This is a genomic window from Mycobacterium venezuelense, from assembly GCF_054919535.1.
On sequence record NZ_JBONDW010000010.1, the window covers coordinates 177,496 to 196,551 of the forward strand.

General features: G+C 65.8%; 21 protein-coding genes and 4 tRNA genes. 16 read left to right on the forward strand and 9 right to left on the reverse strand.

Annotation, left to right across the window (positions count from 1 at the left end; genetic code table 11):
- The first annotated feature begins 107 nt into the window (after nt 1-107).
- The 6 genes from ACRCUN_RS18485 to pstB all read left to right on the forward strand — a co-directional run bounded on the left by ACRCUN_RS18485 (nt 108) and on the right by pstB (nt 5,848).
- Nucleotides 108-911 carry a winged helix-turn-helix transcriptional regulator gene (locus ACRCUN_RS18485; RefSeq protein ID WP_462143145.1) on the forward strand — a complete coding sequence of 268 codons (804 nt, stop codon included), beginning with the start codon at nt 108-110 and terminating at the stop codon, nt 909-911.
- Nucleotides 908-1,798 (forward strand): mycothiol synthase, encoded by an 891-nt coding sequence (gene mshD, locus ACRCUN_RS18490; protein WP_462143075.1) that lies wholly within the window; start codon nt 908-910, stop codon nt 1,796-1,798. The genes ACRCUN_RS18485 and mshD overlap by 4 nt, the downstream gene beginning before the upstream one ends.
- A gap of 121 nt (nt 1,799-1,919) precedes the next feature.
- Entirely contained in the window at nt 1,920-3,044 is a 1,125-nt protein-coding gene (gene pstS / locus ACRCUN_RS18495) for a phosphate ABC transporter substrate-binding protein PstS (protein ID WP_462143076.1), read from the forward strand.
- 48 nt (nt 3,045-3,092) lie between these two features.
- A complete protein-coding gene (gene pstC, locus ACRCUN_RS18500; RefSeq protein ID WP_462143077.1) occupies nt 3,093-4,151 on the forward strand; it encodes a phosphate ABC transporter permease subunit PstC in 1,059 nt (352 codons plus the stop codon).
- Entirely contained in the window at nt 4,148-5,062 is a 915-nt protein-coding gene (gene pstA, locus ACRCUN_RS18505; protein ID WP_462143078.1) for a phosphate ABC transporter permease PstA, read from the forward strand. Before pstC ends, pstA begins: the two co-directional genes overlap by 4 nt.
- Nucleotides 5,063-5,071: 9 nt before the next feature.
- Nucleotides 5,072-5,848, forward strand: a complete 777-nt coding sequence (gene pstB / locus ACRCUN_RS18510; RefSeq protein WP_085141796.1) for a phosphate ABC transporter ATP-binding protein PstB — start codon at nt 5,072-5,074, stop codon at nt 5,846-5,848.
- Between the two features lies 1 nt (nt 5,849).
- On the opposite strand, the gene ACRCUN_RS18515 is transcribed toward pstB, so the two are convergent.
- Nucleotides 5,850-6,824, reverse strand: coding sequence for a quinone oxidoreductase family protein (locus tag ACRCUN_RS18515; protein WP_462143079.1), 975 nt, complete (start codon nt 6,822-6,824; stop codon nt 5,850-5,852).
- 79 nt (nt 6,825-6,903) lie between these two features.
- On the opposite strand from ACRCUN_RS18515, the gene ACRCUN_RS18520 reads away from it, so the two are divergent.
- The gene (locus ACRCUN_RS18520) at nt 6,904-7,413 is read left to right on the forward strand and encodes a MarR family transcriptional regulator (protein ID WP_462143080.1); all 510 of its coding nucleotides are present in this window, start codon (nt 6,904-6,906) and stop codon (nt 7,411-7,413) included.
- Between the two features lie 4 nt (nt 7,414-7,417).
- Here ACRCUN_RS18520 and phoU read toward each other — a convergent pair whose 3' ends face one another.
- The 4 genes from phoU to ACRCUN_RS18540 all read right to left on the reverse strand — a co-directional run bounded on the left by phoU (nt 7,418) and on the right by ACRCUN_RS18540 (nt 12,814).
- Nucleotides 7,418-8,086 (reverse strand): phosphate signaling complex protein PhoU, encoded by a 669-nt coding sequence (phoU, locus tag ACRCUN_RS18525; protein ID WP_462143081.1) that lies wholly within the window; start codon nt 8,084-8,086, stop codon nt 7,418-7,420.
- A gap of 76 nt (nt 8,087-8,162) precedes the next feature.
- Nucleotides 8,163-10,394 carry an LCP family protein gene (locus tag ACRCUN_RS18530; RefSeq protein WP_462143082.1) on the reverse strand — a complete coding sequence of 744 codons (2,232 nt, stop codon included), beginning with the start codon at nt 10,392-10,394 and terminating at the stop codon, nt 8,163-8,165.
- Nucleotides 10,395-10,637: 243 nt separating this feature from the next.
- Entirely contained in the window at nt 10,638-11,813 is a 1,176-nt protein-coding gene (dusB, locus tag ACRCUN_RS18535; protein ID WP_462143083.1) for a tRNA dihydrouridine synthase DusB, read from the reverse strand.
- The gene (locus ACRCUN_RS18540; RefSeq protein ID WP_462143084.1) at nt 11,810-12,814 is read right to left on the reverse strand and encodes an acyl-ACP desaturase; all 1,005 of its coding nucleotides are present in this window, start codon (nt 12,812-12,814) and stop codon (nt 11,810-11,812) included. The genes dusB and ACRCUN_RS18540 overlap by 4 nt, the downstream gene beginning before the upstream one ends.
- Before the next feature lie 226 nt (nt 12,815-13,040).
- Here ACRCUN_RS18540 and ACRCUN_RS18545 point away from each other — a divergent pair, with 226 nt between their 5' ends.
- From ACRCUN_RS18545 to ACRCUN_RS18555, 3 genes are all read left to right on the forward strand, one after another.
- Entirely contained in the window at nt 13,041-13,475 is a 435-nt protein-coding gene (locus ACRCUN_RS18545; protein ID WP_462143085.1) for a hypothetical protein, read from the forward strand.
- A 143-nt stretch (nt 13,476-13,618) separates the two neighbouring features.
- Nucleotides 13,619-14,047 carry a hypothetical protein gene (locus ACRCUN_RS18550; protein WP_067846464.1) on the forward strand — a complete coding sequence of 143 codons (429 nt, stop codon included), beginning with the start codon at nt 13,619-13,621 and terminating at the stop codon, nt 14,045-14,047.
- A gap of 156 nt (nt 14,048-14,203) precedes the next feature.
- The gene (locus ACRCUN_RS18555) at nt 14,204-14,644 is read left to right on the forward strand and encodes a hypothetical protein (RefSeq protein ID WP_462143086.1); all 441 of its coding nucleotides are present in this window, start codon (nt 14,204-14,206) and stop codon (nt 14,642-14,644) included.
- A gap of 6 nt (nt 14,645-14,650) precedes the next feature.
- Here ACRCUN_RS18555 and ACRCUN_RS18560 read toward each other — a convergent pair whose 3' ends face one another.
- Nucleotides 14,651-15,235, reverse strand: coding sequence for a TetR/AcrR family transcriptional regulator (locus ACRCUN_RS18560; RefSeq protein ID WP_462143087.1), 585 nt, complete (start codon nt 15,233-15,235; stop codon nt 14,651-14,653).
- An 82-nt stretch (nt 15,236-15,317) separates the two neighbouring features.
- On the opposite strand from ACRCUN_RS18560, the gene ACRCUN_RS18565 reads away from it, so the two are divergent.
- Both ACRCUN_RS18565 and ACRCUN_RS18570 read left to right on the forward strand, forming a co-directional pair.
- Nucleotides 15,318-16,322: an oxygenase MpaB family protein gene (locus ACRCUN_RS18565; RefSeq protein WP_462143088.1), complete on the forward strand. Its 1,005-nt coding sequence runs from the start codon at nt 15,318-15,320 to the stop codon at nt 16,320-16,322.
- A 66-nt stretch (nt 16,323-16,388) separates the two neighbouring features.
- Nucleotides 16,389-16,712: a hypothetical protein gene (locus tag ACRCUN_RS18570; RefSeq protein WP_462143089.1), complete on the forward strand. Its 324-nt coding sequence runs from the start codon at nt 16,389-16,391 to the stop codon at nt 16,710-16,712.
- On the opposite strand, the gene ACRCUN_RS18575 is transcribed toward ACRCUN_RS18570, so the two are convergent.
- From ACRCUN_RS18575 to ACRCUN_RS18585, 3 genes are all read right to left on the reverse strand, one after another.
- Nucleotides 16,709-17,065, reverse strand: coding sequence for a DUF732 domain-containing protein (locus tag ACRCUN_RS18575; protein WP_462143090.1), 357 nt, complete (start codon nt 17,063-17,065; stop codon nt 16,709-16,711). The genes ACRCUN_RS18570 and ACRCUN_RS18575 overlap by 4 nt on opposite strands.
- Nucleotides 17,066-17,169: 104 nt before the next feature.
- Nucleotides 17,170-17,670, reverse strand: a complete 501-nt coding sequence (locus tag ACRCUN_RS18580) for an SRPBCC family protein (RefSeq protein ID WP_462143091.1) — start codon at nt 17,668-17,670, stop codon at nt 17,170-17,172.
- Between the two features lie 46 nt (nt 17,671-17,716).
- Nucleotides 17,717-17,789: transfer RNA gene (locus ACRCUN_RS18585), tRNA-Lys, on the reverse strand.
- 156 nt (nt 17,790-17,945) lie between these two features.
- Between ACRCUN_RS18585 and ACRCUN_RS18590 the strand changes: the two genes are divergently transcribed.
- The 4 genes from ACRCUN_RS18590 (at nt 17,946) to ACRCUN_RS18605 (ending at nt 19,039) form a co-directional block, all read left to right on the forward strand.
- Nucleotides 17,946-18,018: transfer RNA gene (locus ACRCUN_RS18590), tRNA-Glu, on the forward strand.
- A 35-nt stretch (nt 18,019-18,053) separates the two neighbouring features.
- A tRNA-Asp gene (locus ACRCUN_RS18595) sits at nt 18,054-18,130 on the forward strand.
- Between the two features lie 41 nt (nt 18,131-18,171).
- A tRNA-Phe gene (locus ACRCUN_RS18600) sits at nt 18,172-18,245 on the forward strand.
- Between the two features lie 269 nt (nt 18,246-18,514).
- Entirely contained in the window at nt 18,515-19,039 is a 525-nt protein-coding gene (locus tag ACRCUN_RS18605; RefSeq protein WP_462143146.1) for a YdcF family protein, read from the forward strand.
- Nucleotides 19,040-19,056: the final 17 nt, after the last annotated feature.

The following is a 19,056-nucleotide window of genomic DNA, read 5'->3' on the forward strand; positions in this document are numbered from 1 at the left end:
ATGACTAATAGCCGGTAACGGCTACATGTCAGTCATGAATCTGGGACATCACTAGACACCGGCGTCCGTGGTTTCCCGCCGTGATTCCCGGCGCGCCGGAGGACCCGTTGGATCTACTGCTACTGACCGTCGACCCGCATCCCGAGTCAGTCCTGCCCTCCCTGTCGCTGCTGGCCCACACCGTTCGGACCGCACCGACAGAGGTGTCGTCCCTGCTTGAGGCCGGTAGTGCGGATGTCGCCATCGTCGACGCGCGCACCGATCTGGCGGCTGCCCGCGGCCTGTGTCGCCTGCTCGGCACGACCGGCACATCGGTTCCGGTGGTCGCGGTGATCAACGAGGGCGGGCTCGTCGCCGTCAACCACGAATGGGGTCTCGACGAGATCCTGCTGCCAAGCACCGGCCCGGCCGAGATCGACGCCCGGCTGCGGCTGCTGGTCGGCCGCCGCGGCGGCAGCGCCAATCAGGAGAATGTCGGCAAGATCACGTTGGGTGAACTGGTCATCGACGAGGGGACCTACACCGCACGTCTGCGCGGGCGTCCGCTCGACCTCACCTACAAGGAATTCGAGCTGCTGAAGTATCTCGCGCAGCACGCCGGCCGGGTTTTCACCCGGGCCCAGCTCCTGCAGGAGGTGTGGGGCTACGACTTCTTCGGCGGCACCCGCACCGTCGACGTCCACGTCCGACGGCTGCGCGCCAAGCTGGGCACCGAATACGAGTCACTGATCGGCACCGTCCGCAACGTCGGCTACAAGGCGGTACGGCCGTCGCGCGGGCGGACGCCGGCGGCCACTGCACCAGGGGATGCCGTCGACGACGAGGGCGAGGACGGCGACCTCGATGACGCCTACGACCCGGCACTCGACGACGTCGACGGTCCGCTGGCCGGGCGGCTTCCCACCCAGTGACGGCCATCGATTGGCGCACCGGGCTGTCCGGTGCCGATCACGCGCAGATACGTGAGGTCATCGCGGCGGCTGCCGACCAGGACGGCATCGCGCCCGTCGGCGATCAGGTGCTCCGCGAACTCGCTCACGACCGCACGCGGCACCTGCTGGCCACCGACGACGACCGCGTGGTCGGGTATCTGAATCTCGCTCCGGCCGGGGGAGACGATCCGGCGATGGCCGAGCTCGTCGTGCATCCGCGGTTCAGGCGGCACGGCGTCGGATCGGCGATGGTGCGCACGGCACTGGCCGAAGGGGGCGCCGGGGCCAGGATCTGGGCCCACGGCAACCTGGGGCCGGCGCGGGCGCTGGCGTCGTCGCTCGGCCTGGTTGTGGTCCGAGAGCTACTCCAGATGCGTCGCCCACTCGTCGACCTGCCGCCGCCGCGCGAGGTTCCCGGCGTGCGGATGGCCACCTACTCCGGTCCGGACGACGATGCTGAGATTCTGCGAGTGAACAATGCCGCGTTCGCCTGGCACCCCGAGCAGGGTGGGTGGACCGAACGGGAGATCGACGAGCGCCGCAACGAACCGTGGTTCGATCCCGATGGTCTGTTCCAGGCATTCGACGAGCAGACCGGCCGGCTTCTCGGCTTCCACTGGACGAAAGTTCACGACGCCGATGTCGGTGAGGTTTACGTCGTCGGCGTCGACCCCGAAGCGCAGGGTCGCGGTCTCGGCGCGGCGCTCACACTGATCGGCCTCCACCACCTCGCCGACCGCCTGACAGCAAGTTCACAGCCTACGGTCATGCTTTACGTCGAGGCAGATAACTCGGCCGCGGTCAACACGTACCGAAAATTGGGTTTCGAGGTGTTCGGCGTCGACGCCGCGTACGCCGCCGGTTAACCCGGCTAGCTGTGAAATCCCTGAACCTGTTCACTGCTCGTTCACCTTCTGTCCGCGATCTGTCCACCGTGGCCGAATACGTTGCCGGGGAGTCTGAAGCCGTCAACTGAAAGTGGGACAAGTGAAGCTCTACAGCATCGGCAGGGGTATCGGCACGGCGCTCTCGGCGACGGCCATCGCAGCGCTCACGCTGACCGCGTGCGGCAGCGACAACAACGCCGGAACCTCATCGCCCACCAACGGCGACGCCGCGGCCTCTTCCGCGGAATGCGGCGGCAAGAACTCCGTCACCGCCGAGGGCTCGACGGCTCAGCAGAATGCCATCGCGGAGTTCAACAAGGCCTGGGGCCAGGCCTGCCCGGGCAAGAACCTGTCCTACAACCCGACCGGTTCGGGTGCGGGCCGTGAGCAGTTCATCGCAAAGCAGGTCGACTTCGCCGGTTCCGACTCGGCGCTGAAGGGCGACCAGGTCAAGGCTGCCGCCGACCGCTGCGGTGGCAACCCGGCGTGGAACCTGCCGCTGGTGTTCGGTCCGGTCGCCATGGCCTACAACATCGAGGGCGTCGACAAGCTCGTGCTCAACGCCGACCTGCTCGCCAAGATCTTCCAGGGTCAGATCACCAAGTGGAACGACCCGGCCATCGCGGCGCTCAATGCGGGTACCAATCTGCCCGACGCCGACATCAAGCCGATCTACCGCTCGGATTCGTCGGGCACCACCGACAACTTCCAGAAGTACCTGGCCGCCGCCGCGCCGCAGGCGTGGACCAAGGGTGACGGCAGCGAGTTCAACGGCGGTGCCGGTGAGGGCGCCCAGAAGTCGTCCGGCGTCGTGCAGGCCGTGCAGGCCACCCCGGGTGCCATCGGCTACGTGGAGAAGGGCTTCGCCGAGCAGGCTCAGCTGCCGTTCGCACAGATCGACAGCGGCGCCGGTGCGGTCGAGCTGACCGACGAGTCGGCTGCCAAGGCCATCGACGCCGCCAAGTTCGCCGCCGAGGGCAACGACCTGACGCTGGATCTCAACTCGCTGTACGGCACCAAGGAGGCCGGCGCCTACCCGCTGGTCCTGGCGACCTACAACATCGTGTGCTCGAAGGGGTACGACGCCGACACCGCCGCCGCGGTGAAGTCGTTCCTGACGGTCGCGGCCAACGAGGGCCAGGCCAACCTGTCCGCCGCCGGCTACGTGCCGCTGCCGGACGCCTTCAAGGAGCGTCTGCTGACCTCCGTCGAAGCAATCAGCTAGTCGGCTGGCATATCAGAACGAATCTGGTGAGGATGGATTTCGGACCACATGACCGACAGGGTCCCCGACGGGATAACAGTGACCACACCTAACCCAGCCGACTCAGGGTCCGGCGAAGCGCTCGCTTCGCCGTTCCCCGAGCCGGAACCCATCTCCACCAACCCCTCCAAGGGAGCCAAGGTCCGCCCCGCGGACCGGATCTTCCAGGGGCTTGCCGAGGGCTCGGGCATCCTGATCGTCGCGCTCATCGCGGCGATCGGGGTGTTCCTGCTCTGGCGCGCGATTCCGGCGCTCGCCCGCAACGAGGAGAACTTCTTCCTCTACGGCGGCAACTGGATCACCACCGACACCTCGGCGATGCACTTCGGCATCCTCGACCTGCTGCAGGTGACGGTGTTCGTCTCGGTGTTCGCGCTGCTGCTGGCGATGCCGGTGGCACTGGGCATCGCGATCTTCTTGACGCAGTACGCCCCCAAACGCCTGTCCGGCCCACTGGCCTACATGGTCGACCTGCTGGCCGCGGTGCCGTCCATCGTCTACGGCGTATGGGGCCTGTACGTACTCGCCCCGGTGCTCAAGCCGTTCGCGGTGTGGCTCAACGAGAACATGTCGTGGCTGTTCTTGTTCAAGACGGGCAACGCGTCGGTGGCCGGCGGCGGCACGATCTTCACCGCGGGCATCGTGCTCGCCGTGATGATCCTCCCGATCATCACCGCGGTGACCCGCGAGGTCTTCATCCAGACCCCGCGCGGCCAGATCGAAGCGGCCCTCGCGTTGGGCGCCACTCGCTGGGAAGTCGTGCGCACCACGGTTCTTCCGTTCGGTATGTCCGGCTACATCAGCGGCGCCATGCTCGGCCTGGGCCGAGCGCTCGGTGAGACCATCGCGCTGCTGATCATCCTGCGCGGCACCCAAACCGCGTTCAGCTGGTCTCTGTTCGACGGTGGCTACACCTTCGCGAGCAAGATCGCCGCCACCGCAAGCGAATTCAACGACCAGTACAAGGCGGGCGCCTACATCGCCGCCGGCCTGGTGCTGTTCATCCTCACGTTCATCGTGAACTCGTTGGCCCGCGCCGCGGTCGCCGGAAGGGGCGCGAAATCATGACCTCCACACTCGAACAGCCGGTCAAAGCGCCTGCGTTCCAGGGCGTGAGCTTGCGCCGCAAGATGACCAACAACCTTGCGACGGTGCTCGTCTCGGTGTCCGTGCTGATCGCTCTGGTGCCGCTGCTGTGGGTGCTCTACTCCGTGATCACCAAGGGGCTGGCGGCTATCACGTCGCCGACTTGGTTCACCAACTCGCAGGCCGGCATGACGGCGTTCTCGCCCGGCGGCGGTGTGTACCACGCGATCGTCGGAACCCTGCTACAGGGCATCGTCTGCTCGCTGATCTCGATCCCGGTCGGCGTCATGGTGGCGGTGTACCTCGTCGAGTACGGCGGCGGCACGCGGCTGGGCAAGATCACCACGTTCATGGTCGACATCCTGACCGGTGTGCCCTCGATCGTGGCCGCGCTGTTCATCTACGCCCTGTGGGTCGCGACCCTCGGGTTCGAGCGGTCGGGCTTCGCGGTGTCACTGTCGTTGGTGCTGCTGATGATCCCGGTCATCGTGCGGGCCACCGAGGAGATGCTGCGCATCGTTCCGATGGACCTGCGCGAAGCCAGTTACGCACTGGGTGTGCCGAAGTGGAAGACGATCGTGCGCATCGTGATTCCCACAGCGCTCTCGGGCATCGTCACCGGCATCATGCTGTCGCTCGCCCGCGTGATGGGTGAGACCGCGCCGCTGCTGATCCTGGTCGGCTACGCGCAGGCCATGAACTTCGACATGTTCGGCGGTTTCATGGGGTCGCTGCCGGGCATGATGTACGACCAGATCTCGGCAGGCGCGGGTGCGAACCCGGTCCCCACCGATCGACTCTGGGGTGCGGCGCTGACGCTCATCCTGCTGATCGCCCTGCTCAATGTCGGCGCGCGTGTGCTGGCAAAAGTCTTTGCCCCCAAGAAGGTTTAGGAGCTACCCATGGCCAAACGGCTAGATCTCAAAGACGTCAACATCTACTACGGGGCTTTCCACGCGGTCGCCGACGTCGCGTTGTCGGTGCAGCCGCGCAGCGTGACCGCGTTCATCGGTCCGTCGGGCTGCGGCAAGTCGACCGTGCTGCGCACGCTCAACCGTATGCACGAGGTCATCCCCGGTGCTCGGGTCGAGGGTTCGGTGCTGCTCGACGGCGAGGACATCTACGGCGCGGGCGTGGACCCGGTGGGCGTGCGTAAGACCATCGGCATGGTCTTCCAGCGCCCGAATCCCTTCCCCACCATGTCGATTCGCGACAACGTGGTGGCCGGCCTGAAGCTGCAGGGCGTGCGCAACAAGAAGACCCTCGACGAGGTCGCGGAGCGTTCGCTCAAGGGCGCCAACCTGTGGAACGAGGTCAAGGACCGCCTCGACAAGCCCGGTGGTGGCCTGTCCGGTGGTCAGCAGCAGCGGTTGTGCATCGCCCGTGCGATCGCCGTGCAGCCCGACGTGCTCCTCATGGACGAGCCGTGCTCGGCGCTCGACCCGATCTCCACGCTGGCGATCGAAGATCTGATCTCCACGCTCAAGCTGGATTACACGATCGTCATCGTCACGCACAACATGCAGCAGGCCGCGCGCGTGAGCGATCAGACGGCGTTCTTCAACCTCGAGGCCACCGGCAAGCCCGGCAGGCTCATCGAGATCGACGACACCGAGAAGATCTTCTCCAACCCGAACCAGAAGGCGACCGAGGACTACATCTCCGGCCGCTTCGGCTGAGTCAGGGCGTCAACACCACCCGCGTGCCCGAAGGCCCGGCAGCTGTCCACACCTGCTCGACGTCGGACAGTGGCCGGGCCTGCGTGCGTAATTGGAGTTCGCCCGCCGCGACCATGGCGAACAGCTTCGGCAATGCATCGGCGCGCGTCTGCACCAGCACTTCCGGCGGAATGCTGCCGATACCCACGCCGCACAAGGTGATTCCGGTGCTGCGCAGCACACCCGCATCGAGGTTGAGCGTCGAGCCTGCCATCGAGCCGATCTGGACGAAGCGGGTGGCGTGATGGTGCGCGGCCGGGTGGCTGCTGGCGAGGGCGGTCAGCGTCTGTTCGGCGGGCCGGCCCCACAGATAGTCGAGCACGGCGTCGAATGGCCGTTGCGCGTGTAGCTCGGCCACCCGCGCGCCGAGATCGTCTGTGCCAAGCGCGATCGCGTCGTGTGCGCCTGCGGTTCGCAGCCACTCCAGGCGGCCGGTGTCGCGACCGGCCACCACAACCCTGGCGGCGCCGAACACCGAACCGGCCAATTGCACCGCCACCGAGCCGGTCACGCCGGTGGCGCCGAGCACCAGGATGTGGTCGCCGGGTTTGACCGCGGCGGCGTGCGACAGCGCCATCCATGCCGACATGGCCGGATTCGGAACTGCCGCCGCGAGCACCGAATCGACGTGTTCGGGTATCTCGACACCGCCTGTGGGGTCGACCAGCGCGCGCTGCGCCATCATGCCGTAGGGGGCGAGTGCGCCCGTGTAGATTCGGCGCCCGTCGGCCAGGCGCGCGACACCGTCCACACCAGGGATGGCCGGCAGTTGGATTTCCTTGCTGGCGTAGTGCTTACCGGACATCAGACCCCGCGTCAGATTGGTCAGTGCGGACGCTTCGACGTCGGCAACCTCGGCGCCGTCGCGTGGCTGAGGGTCGGGAACATCGGTGTATGAGGGGGTTTCGCCCCACTGGGTGACTACCGCGGCTTTCATGTCCGCTCCTTGGTTTCCGTAGGTATTGTTTCCATGGAAACGATATACCGGGTCGCGGCGGGGTGGCAATATAGTTTCCATGAAAACCAAGACGGCGCTGGTCGATGACATCACCGGGCTGCTCGCCGCGGTGGCGGACAAGTTCGACGGTGACGAGGACGGCGACGCCGAGCGCGACTTCATGGCGCAGCGGTGCCCGGCCAAGTTGTCAGCCGCCGTGCGGTCGCTGCCGACGCTGTCGATGCATCTACTGGCGGCCATCGCCGACGGACCGGTGAGCGTCGTCGGCTTGGCCGCCAGGTCTGGTCACCTCAAAGGCACGGTGTCCAAACATGTTCAGCGCCTCGTCGAGGCCGGACTGGTGACCCGGACGCCAATCCCGGGAAACCGCAAGGAAATCGAGCTTGCGCTCAGTGCCGATGGCGAACTGGTCGCAGAGCTGCACCGGCAGCTTCACGACGAGATGAACCGGGGATTCGCCGATTTCCTGCTGCGCTACAGCACTGCCGAACTGCAGGTGCTGACGAAGGTGCTGCGTGATCTGGCGGCCGCGCAGAAAGTGGGAGTCCGCCTGGTGCCGGCGGACTGACCCGTCAGTTCTGGTTGGCGACCTTCTCGCCGTCCGGATAGGTTCCGGTGACCTGGAAGATGACTCGGCGGGCCACCTCGACCGCGTGGTCGGCGAACCGCTCGTAGAACCGGCTGAGCAACGTCACGTCGACCGCGGCGGTCACGCCGTGCTTCCACTCCCGGTCCATCAGCACCGTGAAGAGATGGCGATGCAGATCGTCCATCGCATCGTCTTCCTCCTGGATCCGAGCGGCCTTCTCCGGATCCCGGGTGATCAGCACCTCGCGGGCAGCGTGGCCCAATTCAACTGCGACGCGGCCCATCTCCGAGAAATAGCCGTTGACCTCTTCGGGCAGCGCGTGCTGCGGGTGCCTGCGGCGCGCGATCTTGGCCACGTGCAGCGCCAGTGCCCCCATGCGGTCGACATCGGCCACGATCTGAATCGCGCCGACGACCGAGCGCAGATCACCGGCCACCGGTGCCTGCAAAGCCAGCAACACGAATGCGGATTCCTCGGCCTGCGTGCTGAGCACCGTCATCTGGTCGTGGTCGGTGATGACCTGCTCGGCCAGCACCAGATCGGCTTGCAGCAGCGCCTGGGTTGCGCGCTCCATCGCGGTACCCGCCAACTCGCACATCGCGCCGAGCTGGTCCGTGAGTGAATCCAATTGTTCGTGGTACTGGGTACGCATGCACCAAGATTAGGCGGTCAGAGGCCCGATAGTCACGACGCCATGAGTGAACGGACAGTGAATGCCCTTCACTGGACTATTCGCAGGTCGTGTCCGCCGCGTTCGTGACGTTCAGATCCTCCGGCAGATGCGTGGGCGGGCTGTTGGTGCCGTGCACGACGCTCACCTGTACGGCCGAACCGCTCGGGGTGGGAGCGTTCACGGCGTTGAAGTCGCTGCCAAGCACAACCTGAACGACATCGCCCATCCCGCCGACCCGTTCGATGGTCGGATTCGGGAACGAGGACGCCACCGTCGCGGCCGCCTCCTCGTTTCCGGGGGAGAAGAACACCGTGGTCGAGGCAAGCGGGCCCGGGTAGTCATCCGGCGTGTTGACGTTGAATCCATGCTGCTGCAGCTCGGTGGCCGCGGTTGCCGCGAGCCCGCTCTGACCGGTCGAGTTCGAGACCTGGACCGTGACCTGCTGCGGTTCGGTCGTGACGGCGCTGACCAGCTCGGCGGGTTCCGGCGCTGAGGGTGCCGGGGCCTCGGCGGTCGTCTCTGGTGCCTGCGACGCCTGCGCGGACGACGTGGCGGATTCGGGCGTCCCGGGGACAGGCGTGTTGTCCGGGTTCTTCTCGCCGGGCAACGGGTCGTCGTTGATGATCGCGTCGAACAGCGCCTGCATGTCCTCGATGCGGGGCTGCTCATTGCCCCATTCGTCGGCGTACCCGGTGGTCGGGACCGTGACGAAGGTGATCCGCCCGGCATTGACGCCCTGCACCGACTGGCCGAGGTCGACGAGATCCTTGGTCTTGATGTTGTCGACGTAGCTGTCGGCGATGAACATGTTGACGACGTTGTTGAGCTTGTTCAGCGAGAAGAACGTGTCCTTGGAGATCAGCGAACGCAACAGCGACGACAGGAACAGTTGCTGGCGTTTGATACGGCCGTAGTCGCCGTTGAATTCGGTGGTGACCTGGCGCGCACGCACGTAGTTCAGCGCGGTGTGGCCGTCGACGGTCTGGCGGCCTGCGTTCGCCAGGACGGTGCCGAGCTCGTAATCCTCAAGCGGGGTGGTGCTGCACACCTCGACGCCGCCGAGCGCGTCCACCATCTTCGCGAATCCGGCGAAGTCGACGGCCATGAAGCGGTTGATCGACAACCCCGACATCTTCTGAATGACCTTCACGAGGCACTTCGGGCCGCCGAACGCGAACGCCGAGTTCAGCTTCGTCTCGGTATAGACCTGGTCCGGGCCGTATGTGCCGGATTCCTCGTCGTAGAGCGGGCCGTACGTCGCGGTCTCGGCGTTCCACGGCTCGCACTCGATCGGGCTGATCTCCAGGTCGCGGGGGAACGACACCGCGACAACCCGTTCCCGGTTGGCGGGAATGTTGACCAGCATGATCGTGTCCGAGCGCGCTCCGCCTGCGTCCTCGGTGTTGCCCGCACCCATGCCGGCGTTCTCACCGAACCGGCTGTCGACACCGACGATCAGGAAGTTCTCGTCACCGAATTGGGCGTTCGGGTCGATGATGTCGCGCGAGTTCGGGTCGAGCGCGGCGACCTTGTTGAGTGAGTTGTTCTTCGACGTCTGCCACTGCCACGCGCCGCCGGTCAAGACGAGCGTCAGCACCGCGATCAGGGCCGCGATCGCCCGGCCTGCCAACATGACCTTGCGGCGCGCTGCCGGGTCGCGCTCTTCGAAGTCCTCGAACTCGTCGAACTCGTCGGTCGGATCCGCCGCCTGCGGCGACCGGCCGGGCCGCCACGAGGGCCGATGCGTGCCCAACAGGTCGGGCTCGTCGCGGACTGCCGGGATGATCTCGGTGTCCATCGCGTCCGGGTCGCGCACGGGTTCGGGCGCCGGTGCGAACTCTTCGGGCGCGAAGCCCTGGGATTCATCGATGTCGGACGGGTAGTCCTGCGGATAGTCCTCGGGCTCGTACCGCACGGGCTCCAGAACCTGGGTCCGTTCCGCAGGTCGTTCGGGTGCCGGTTCGGGCATCGGCACCGGCACCGGAGCTGGCGTGGGCTCCGGCTCGGGTTCCGGTTCTGGCTCGAGGCGGTGGCGGGATCGCCTTGGCGCAGTCTCGGGCGCGGTTCCGGCGACCTTGGCGATGAGGTCGGCGACGGTGACGCCGTCGGCATGGTTTCCGGTCGGCTCGTCGGGCGTCAGGTCGTCGGGTTGCACGCGATCACTGCGTTCCCACGGCGCGGCGCCTGGTAAAGGCTGGGGAGATCGGGTAATCCATTGGTTGTCGGAGCCGTCCTCAGGGGCACGGTGACGCCGACGGTCAGGAGTGGCGTTGTCGCCGTCACTCATGTCCTATCGGCCTCCGACTCATTGGATGGTGCGCGTCGGTGCGCGTCAATCTGCCTGGCGCTGCTAGTACTTGCCCCTAAGTCTTCTAGCAGCAGTGTGCGTGGCTGCGCTACTTGAGAGTCAAACGTGTCAGCCGCGACAAGATCATCATCGTACTGAGCGATCCTGAGAGACAGCCAGTCACAAGAGATGACAGGCGCGTCTCGAAGTTGTCTCGACGGTCGGCTCGATCGCTGATTTCGATCAGCCTCCCGAGTGCATGACGTCGGCTCCGGCAGGTACCGCGCAGTCGTCGGGGTCGTCGAGCCAGCCCTCCGGCAACGAGACCGACGCGGCCGAGCCCTGCCTGCCCCGCGGGCCGGTGGCGGCGGGCGGGAACGGTGCGTCGCGATCCACTTGGTCGAGCAGTTCGTCGAGTTCGCGCAGTGTCTTGACCAGAGCCAGGGATCGACGCAAGTCGGCACCGGCGGGGAAGCCGTGCAGATACCACGCGACGTGCTTGCGGATGTCGCGCATGCCCTTGTCCTCGCCGAAGTGCTCGCTCAGCAACTCACCGTGGCGGCGAACGATGTCGGCGACCTCGCCCAGTGTCGGCGGAATCGGAATCGGCCGACCGTTGAAGGCCGCGGACAGCTCGGCGAACAGCCAGGGCCGCCCGAGGCAGCCGCGTCCGATCACCACGCCGTCGCAGCCGGTCGCGGCCATCATGGCCAGCGCGTCGTCGGCTTCGAAGATGTCGCCGTTGCCCAGTACCGGAACCGTCGTGACGTGTGCCTTGAGGGCCGCGATCTGGTCCCAGTCGGCGGTCCCGGAGTACCGCTGCGACGCCGTACGGGCGTGCAGGGCGACGGCTGCGGCACCCTCTTCGGCGGCGATCCGGCCGGCGTCGAGATGCGTGTGGTTGGCGTCGTCGATACCGATGCGGAATTTCACGGTCACGGGAATGTCGGTGCCCACGGTCGCGCGCACGGCCGCCGCGACGATCTGGCCGAACAACCGCCGTTTGTACGGCAGGGCCGCGCCACCGCCGCGCTTGGTGACCTTGGGCACCGGGCAGCCGAAGTTCATGTCGATGTGATCGGCCATGCCCTCGTCGGCGATCATCTTCGCGGCCCGGTAGGTGGTCTCCGGGTCGACGGTGTAGAGCTGCAGCGACCGCGGTGATTCGTCGGGCGCGAACGTCGTCATGTGCATCGTCACCGGATGGCGTTCGACGAGCGCGCGCGCCGTCACCATCTCGCACACGTACAGGCCGCTGACGGTGCCCGCGCGTGCCACTTCGAGTTCGCGGCACAGTGTGCGAAACGCAACGTTGGTCACGCCGGCCATCGGCGCGAGGACGACTGGACTGCGCAATGCGATCGACCCGATCTGGAGGCCAGATCGGGTCGTATCGGCAGGCGGTGCCGTCAGCGTCATACCGTCGACGAGGTCGTCACCAACAGGTTCTTCATGGCCTTCTTCTCGGCGACCTTGCGCTCGCGCTCGAGCCGGCGCTCCTTGGCCACCTCGAACTTGTCGCAGGCGTCCTCGAGCTCCTCCACCAGCCGGCCCAGGTCGTCACGCAGCCGCGCGCCTTCGCCGGTGAAGTCCTCGCGTTCGAAGATGCGCCACTTCTTGAGCACCGGCATCACGACGTCGTCGAGGTGAATTCGCGGATCATAGACGCCACCGACGGCGATGACGACGGCCTTGCGGCGGAAGTCAGGGACGGTGTAGCCAGGCATCTTGAAGTTGTCGAGCACCCGGTGCAATGAGGCCATCGCCTGGTTCGGGGCGATGTCCAGGCCGGCCGCGCTGACATCGCGATAGAAGATCATGTGCAGGTTCTCGTCACCGGAGATACGTTGCAGCAGCTGATCGGCGATGGGCTCGTCGCAGGCCTTGCCGGTGTTGCGGTGCGATACGCGGGTCGCGAGCTCCTGGAAAGTCACGTAGATGACGGAGTCGAACAGGCTCTCGGCAAACAGGTCGCCCTGCATGTTCTGGCCGGGCGAGAAGCCGCGGGTGACCTGCTCGACGCGCAGTTCTTCGAGCTCGACGGGATCGACTGCGCGGGTCACGACGAGGTAGTCACGCAGGGCGATGCCGTGCCGGTTCTCCTCGGCGGTCCAGCGGTTGACCCACTGGCCCCAGGCGCCGTCCATGCCCATGTTCATCGCGATCTCGCGGTGATAGGAGGGCAGGTTGTCCTCGGTGAGCAGGTTCTGCACCATCGCGGTCTGCGCGACCTCGGAGAGCTTCGACTGCCCGGGCTCCCAGTCCTGACCGCCGAGTGCGTAATAGTTCTTGCCGTCGGACCACGGGATGTAGTCGTGCGGGTTCCAGTCCTTACGCATCCGCATGTGGCGGTTGATGCTGGACTCGACGACAGGCTCAAGCTCATGCAGGAGCTGTAGGTCGGTGAGTTCCTTCGTCATAGGTCCTTACCCTCCTCGCGTCCGGAGACGCCGCCCAGTTATCTGTACCTGTTGGTTGCAGTCAATATATCTGTGTAACCCGGTGACATCAAGTTACGCCGACCGGCGTCACATCAGCCCTGCGCCACGCGGGGGATGACGGTACGATCCGCGGGAACGTTAAGAGATCACAACCGAACGTTCATCGAACAGACATCGAATACCCAGACTCGGAGGTTGGGCACACGTGAAGAAGCTCATCGTTCTCGGGGCCGGAGCGGCGGTTGCTGCCAGTGCGGCCGTGTCGTCCCTCCTCGGCGCCGGTATTGCCGCCGCGGCACCTGATGTCGTGGGCCAGACCTACTCGGATGCCGCGACGGCGATCGAGGACGACGGCGGCACCCCCAAGGTCGCGGTCACGGTGGGCAGCAAGCTGTCGCAGGACGATTGCATCGTCACCAACGCCTGGGACGCGCCGTTCATGCGCGATGACGGCGGCGAGTTCGCGCACGCCGACGGTGAGGTCATGGTCGCGCTGAACTGCGACGGCGACCACGCCACGGCCACCAACCCCGGTGCCTCGATCGCGAGCCCGGCCGGACGCGAGGCCAAGGCCGCCGCCGACGAGGCCGCCGCCGCTGAGGAAGAAGAACTCGCCGAGGCCAGCACTCCCGACGAGTAGGGCATCGAGCCCGCTCCTCTCGCACTGAGCGTTCACGCACAGTTCCCTTCTGCGCAACCGTCTTTCGTGCGGTCCGCTCGGTAATCTCCTCGCGGACTGCCGTTTGGCGCAGTGGTGGGATTACCGTGAGGAGCCGGGCGCATATGAAGAAGCTCGTCGTTGCCGGGGCTGGAGCAGCCATCGCTTTCGGGGCGGCCGGCCTGTTCGGAGCAGGTATCGCGGCTGCCGCCCCTGATGTCGTGGGTCAGACGTACGAAGACGCCGCATCGGCGATCGAGGATGACGGCGGCGAGCCGAAGGTCGCCGTCACGGTCGGCAGCAAGTTGTCGCAGGACGAGTGTGTGGTTACCAACGCCTGGGATGCGCCGTTCGTGCGCGATGCCGGCGACGAGTACGAGCACGCCGACGGTGAAGTGATGCTGTCCCTCAACTGCGACGGCGGGTACGCCTCGGCGACCAACCCGGGTGCTTCGCTGGCGAGCCCGGCCGGACGTGAGGCCAAGGCCGCTGCCGACGAGGCCGCGGCTGCCGAGGAGGAAGAACTCGCCGAGGCCAGCACACCCGACGAATAAAAGTTCCGGTTCGTCGGCCGTCTCGACGGCTAGAATTCGGTTAGCTCCTGGAGTCCGCGACATTCGTCGCGGGCCGTGGGGCGACTGAAGGCACTATCGAAGGCGCTGGCCGCCCCATTTCCGGGAGAGATCACCGGATGGGGAAGGTCGGGCCAAATGAAGATCGTCAGGGTGCTCGGAAGTGTTCTCGGCACGTCAGCCGCGGGATTCGCAGTCGCAGTGGCCGGAGCGGGTGTTGCGTCGGCAGCACCGGACGTGGTGGGGCAGCCATACGCCGATGCCGCCTCGGCAATCGAGGACAGCGGTGCCACGCCACGCATCGCGGTGACCGTCGGCGGCCGTTTGCCGAAGGACGAGTGCATCGTCACCAACGCCTGGGACACCAGGCCGCTCGTCCCGATGACCGACGATGTCTACTGGGAGTACACCGAGGACGTCGTGCAGTTGTCGCTGAACTGCGCGGGTGACCATGCCACGGCCGTCAATCCTGGTGCGTCGATTGCGAGCCCGCTCGGGCGCGAGGCCAAGGCCGCCGCCGAGGTGGCCGCGTCCGACGAGGAAGGCGAATTGGCCGAGGTCAGCACTCCTGACGAATAGGCCGGCTCAGAAACTCGGTACCCGGCCCAGCAGCATGTCCACGCAATAGTCGATGAACTGCTCGCGGGTGGCCGGCAGCCGGTCGTTGAGATAGGCGGTGAACAGCGCCGTCAGTGCGCCGATGAGGCTGGTCGCGACCATTGCCTGGCGCACCGGGTCGGCGATGCGGGTGAGTTTGCGCTGCAGCAGATCGATGAAGTTCGGCATCCACTCGGCGCCGGATCGCGTCAGCACCGGCTCGGATTCGGGAGCCAGCAGAAGCACCCTGCCCCGCGCGGGGTCGTCGACCATCAGCGCGACAAACCGTTCCACCGCCTCTCTGGGGGTGACCGCCGAGGTCAGCGCCGACATCGCCCTGGCGCAGACGTCGTCATAGACGGCCCGTACGAAACCGTCGCGATCGGTGAAACTCTCGTAGAAGTACCGTTCGGTCAGCTCGGCCTCACGGCAAACCGCGCGAACCGTAAGTGCCGGACCGTCGGCGTCGCCGAGCAATTTCACCCCGGCAGCGATCAGTTCGTCGCGGCGAAGGGCCGTGCGCTCGCGCAGGGGAACGCCCGACCATCGGCCGCGTCGTTGACCGGACGGCACATGTACTCCTAAGCTCTGGGTGACAACGTATGTAGTCAAAATCGGATCAGACTGGCTGACCCTGCCGGCAGAAAGTGCATCTGTGACACAAGATACTTCTGAGACGTGCCCGGTGACCAGCGGTTCCGCTCCGATGGCGGCGGGATGTCCCGCGTCGGGCGGCTATGAGGCGCTGCCCGACGTCCTGGGGCCGGATTCGCTCACCTGGCGGATCTTCGGAGACTGGCGCGGTCTGTTGCAGGGCCCGTGGGCCGGCTCGATGCAGAACATGCACCCGCAGCTCGGCGCTGCCGTCGAGCAGCATTCGATCTTTTTCCGCGAGCGCATCCCGCGGCTCCTGCGGTCCTTGTATCCGATCGGCGGCGTGGTGTTCGACGGCGACCGCGCCCCGCAGACGGGCGCGCAGGTGCGCGACTATCACATCGGCATCAAGGGCGTCGATTCCATGGGGCGCCGTTACAGCGCACTCAACCCCGACGTTTTCTACTGGGCGCATTCCACGTTCTTCATGGGCACGATCCTCACCGCGGAGCATTTCGGCGGTGGTCTCACCGAGGACCAGAAGCGCCAGCTGTTCGACGAACACATCACGTGGTATCGCCAGTACGGCATGAGCATGCGGCCGGTTCCCGAGAGCTGGGAGGAATTCCAGGTCTACTGGGACCACATGTGCCGCAACGTGCTCGAGAACAACTACGCGGCGCGTGAGGTGCTCGACCTGTCGACAATGCCGAAACACCCGTCGCTGGAATGGATTCCGGATCCCCTGTGGAAGCTCAATCTGAGACTGTTGGGACCGTTCGCCGTTTGGGTGACCGTCGGTCTCTATGACCCGCCCGTGCGCGAGTTGATGGGCTACACCTGGTCCGGGCGTGACGAGAAGCTGCACCGACTGTTCGGCAGACTCGTGCACTACACGTTCAAGATGCTGCCCAAGCGCCGACGCATGCACCCGCGCGCCCGGGCGGGCTGGGACCGTGCGACCGGCCGCCTCCCGGCCGATGCGCCGCTGCGCGAGACGCCCCCGCGCAACCTGCCGCCGCTCGACGCTCGCGGTAATCCGTGGCACTACTGCCCCGAGGTCTGATGTAGCGAATGCGTTAACCGCTGTACCTCGCGCCGTGAGTTGGTGCAGGATCACTGTGTGGTGCGAATGAAGATTCGCCGGGGGGCCGTTCTCCGCACTACTCGGTCAATCGGTGTTGCGTTTGCCGCGGTGCTCAGCGCCGCGGTCGTCGCGCTGGGCGCAGTGACCGCGACAGCGCATCCGGCATACCTGCCGCAAGCGGCCAGCACGCACATCGTGCCGGTGCTGGGAAGTCTTGCGTTCCAGAGTGTTTGGTCACATCCGGTGGGATTCGTTCCGCAGCGGGCCAGGGAATTATTCGACGCCACCCGCTCGGCCGTCGACAATGCGCTCGGGGTCATGGGATCGCCGCCGGAGGTCCGCGTCCCGGCCCACCATTCGGGCGGCTAGCGTCCGACGATCGAGCTGTACTGGGGGCAGTAGACCTTGACGGCGCCCCAGACCAGATTCGCGGCCTGGCCCTTGTCGATGCCCGCCTGAGACATCAACTGGTTCATGATGCTGCGTACCGTGCGCGCAGGTTCGATCTTGCCTTTGTCGACCGCATCGCAGACTCCACGCCCGACCGTGCCTGCCTCTTCTGGCGAATTCGTAGCGACGCCCAGGTCTTTCACGATGGCGAAGAACTTGTCGTCCTCGGGAGTGGCGTGCGCCGGTGCGATACCGAACGTCATGGCTGCCGCCAACGCGGCGGCGCTGACCGAGGTGGCGAGAGCACGGGTGGCAAGGCGCCGGGACGACATTAGCGACTCCTTCGTACGACCAGTCTGTTCAACCAGCGACCCCCCGGAAGACACCATAGAGGGCATTCCTGTGCGGCGCCCACTGATGTTGACAGGCGTCGCGACTAGGCGCGCTCGGCCATCTCGGCCAGATGCCGCAGCGAGTTGTCCAGATGCTCGGGGCCGAACGGCGGGAACTCGATGTCGCGGTGGTGTGGCGGCACATTCGACCAGTCGTAGGTCAGGGTGACCTCGGTTCGATCCGTGCCGATTGGTTCGAGGTCATAGCGCCAGATCCAACCCCCGTACTCGACCGTGGAGTCGTCGGAAGCGTCGCGGCCCGGAATGTGTCGCGGTTCGGTTCCCGGCAGCCAGGCGATCGCCCGCGGCCAGTCGAACACCTCGACGCGGTTCGCCATCTCGTAGTGCTTGTTCGGGTGCAGGTCGTGATACATCGCCATCCGGAACACCTGTCCGGTGCCCGTCACACGAGTCGCATCGACGGGCTGGCGCACCCAACCGGTGCCATCGATCGCCGCGTGCGTCGACGGATCTGCCAGCAGGTCGAAGACAGCCTCTGCAGGTGCATTGACGACGGTCTTCGCGACGACGGTTTCTTCAGTCATGCCAATACCGACTGCCGACGGCGAGAAACTCATCGGACGTTGTTTGTGCCCCCACCAGGGCTCGAACCTGGGACCTGCGGATTAAAAGTCCGTAGCTCTACCAACTGAGCTATAGGGGCGCGGTGAAACAGGATACTTGGTGGCGGCCGAGGTGTGTGCAAGCACCGGCTCAACGGCCTGTGACCATTGGGTTTGAGGAATTCGGCCTTTGTACCCTAAGCTATCGAAGCTCCCAACGGACAACGTCGCGAGTACCCCGGAGAGATTCGGATTAGGCCCCCATCGTCTAGTGGCCTAGGACGCCGCCCTTTCACGGCGGTAGCACGGGTTCGAATCCCGTTGGGGGTACGCTACGCGGTAACGCGGAGTACGCAGGAAAGCAAGGCCCTGTGGCGCAGTTGGTTAGCGCGCCGCCCTGTCACGGCGGAGGTCGCGGGTTCAAGTCCCGTCAGGGTCGCCATCACGGCGAGGCACTTCGGTTTGCAAGAGCCGAGGCCTTCCGGCCAGGTAGCTCAGTTGGTATGAGCGTCCGCCTGAAAAGCGGAAGGTCGCCGGTTCGATCCCGGCCCTGGCCACTCAGATTTGCGGTTGACGCGTGTCGTCATTTTCCGGCGAGGCTCTCGCCTGTTCTTGCAATGAATTCCATCGACGTCTTGGTCGGTGGTTATCTCGGCTGCTCAATTCCCGTTCGCCTAACAGTAGGCACACTGCACCACAAGAACCATATCTGTAACATCATCCCCAAACGCACCGATAAACACGCGTGTCGCAATTTTCTCGGGGGTGGATTGTGGGGAAACGGCTGAGAGTCGCACTCGGGGGCGCTGCGCTCGCGTTGGCGGTGATGTGCGGCGGGTTGGCGCCCTCCATTGCCCAGGCCGCCCCACCGGTCGCGAGCAAGGACTTCTCGAAGCCGGCCATCGTCATCCTCGGCTACGGCCTCAAGCCCGATGGCTCGATGCGCACGATCCTCTACCACCGCGTACTCACCGGTCTCGTCATCGCGCAGTCGTTCCCGCAGTCGCCGATCATCGTGACCGGCGGCAACCCCCAGAACGGCCAGACCGAAGCCGGGCAGATGCGCAATCTGCTTCTGCTGCTTGGTTTTCCGGCCAACCGGATCATCGTCGAGGACAGGGCGAACAGCACCGTCCAGAACGCGCAGTTCTCGGTGCCGCTCGCGAAGAAGGCGGGCACGTCGGGCATCATCCTGGTGACCTCGTCGACGCATCAGGGCCGCGCCGACCAGAATTTCGCCGACGCGGGCGGCAACATCCTGGCCACCGTGAGCTTCCCCGACGGGAACCCGTCGGTGAACATCGCCCAGTTCGTGCGCGATGTGCTGAGTCCGTTGACGCCGATCGGCTGATGAGCAGGGCTACCCTG

Coding starts and splice junctions, on each gene's coding strand:
- pstB (WP_085141796.1), top strand. CDS start 5,072: ATGGCCAAACGGCTAGATCTCAAAGACGTCAACATCTACTACGGGGCT.
- ACRCUN_RS18530 (WP_462143082.1), bottom strand. CDS start 10,394: ATGAGTGACGGCGACAACGCCACTCCTGACCGTCGGCGTCACCGTGCC.
- ACRCUN_RS18580 (WP_462143091.1), bottom strand. CDS start 17,670: ATGACTGAAGAAACCGTCGTCGCGAAGACCGTCGTCAATGCACCTGCA.
- pstC (WP_462143077.1), top strand. CDS start 3,093: ATGACCGACAGGGTCCCCGACGGGATAACAGTGACCACACCTAACCCA.
- ACRCUN_RS18605 (WP_462143146.1), top strand. CDS start 18,515: ATGTGCGGCGGGTTGGCGCCCTCCATTGCCCAGGCCGCCCCACCGGTC.
- dusB (WP_462143083.1), bottom strand. CDS start 11,813: ATGACGCTGACGGCACCGCCTGCCGATACGACCCGATCTGGCCTCCAG.
- ACRCUN_RS18515 (WP_462143079.1), bottom strand. CDS start 6,824: ATGAAAGCCGCGGTAGTCACCCAGTGGGGCGAAACCCCCTCATACACC.
- ACRCUN_RS18550 (WP_067846464.1), top strand. CDS start 13,619: ATGAAGAAGCTCGTCGTTGCCGGGGCTGGAGCAGCCATCGCTTTCGGG.
- ACRCUN_RS18570 (WP_462143089.1), top strand. CDS start 16,389: ATGAAGATTCGCCGGGGGGCCGTTCTCCGCACTACTCGGTCAATCGGT.
- ACRCUN_RS18540 (WP_462143084.1), bottom strand. CDS start 12,814: ATGACGAAGGAACTCACCGACCTACAGCTCCTGCATGAGCTTGAGCCT.
- ACRCUN_RS18555 (WP_462143086.1), top strand. CDS start 14,204: ATGAAGATCGTCAGGGTGCTCGGAAGTGTTCTCGGCACGTCAGCCGCG.
- phoU (WP_462143081.1), bottom strand. CDS start 8,086: ATGCGTACCCAGTACCACGAACAATTGGATTCACTCACGGACCAGCTC.
- pstA (WP_462143078.1), top strand. CDS start 4,148: ATGACCTCCACACTCGAACAGCCGGTCAAAGCGCCTGCGTTCCAGGGC.
- ACRCUN_RS18520 (WP_462143080.1), top strand. CDS start 6,904: ATGAAAACCAAGACGGCGCTGGTCGATGACATCACCGGGCTGCTCGCC.
- ACRCUN_RS18575 (WP_462143090.1), bottom strand. CDS start 17,065: ATGTCGTCCCGGCGCCTTGCCACCCGTGCTCTCGCCACCTCGGTCAGC.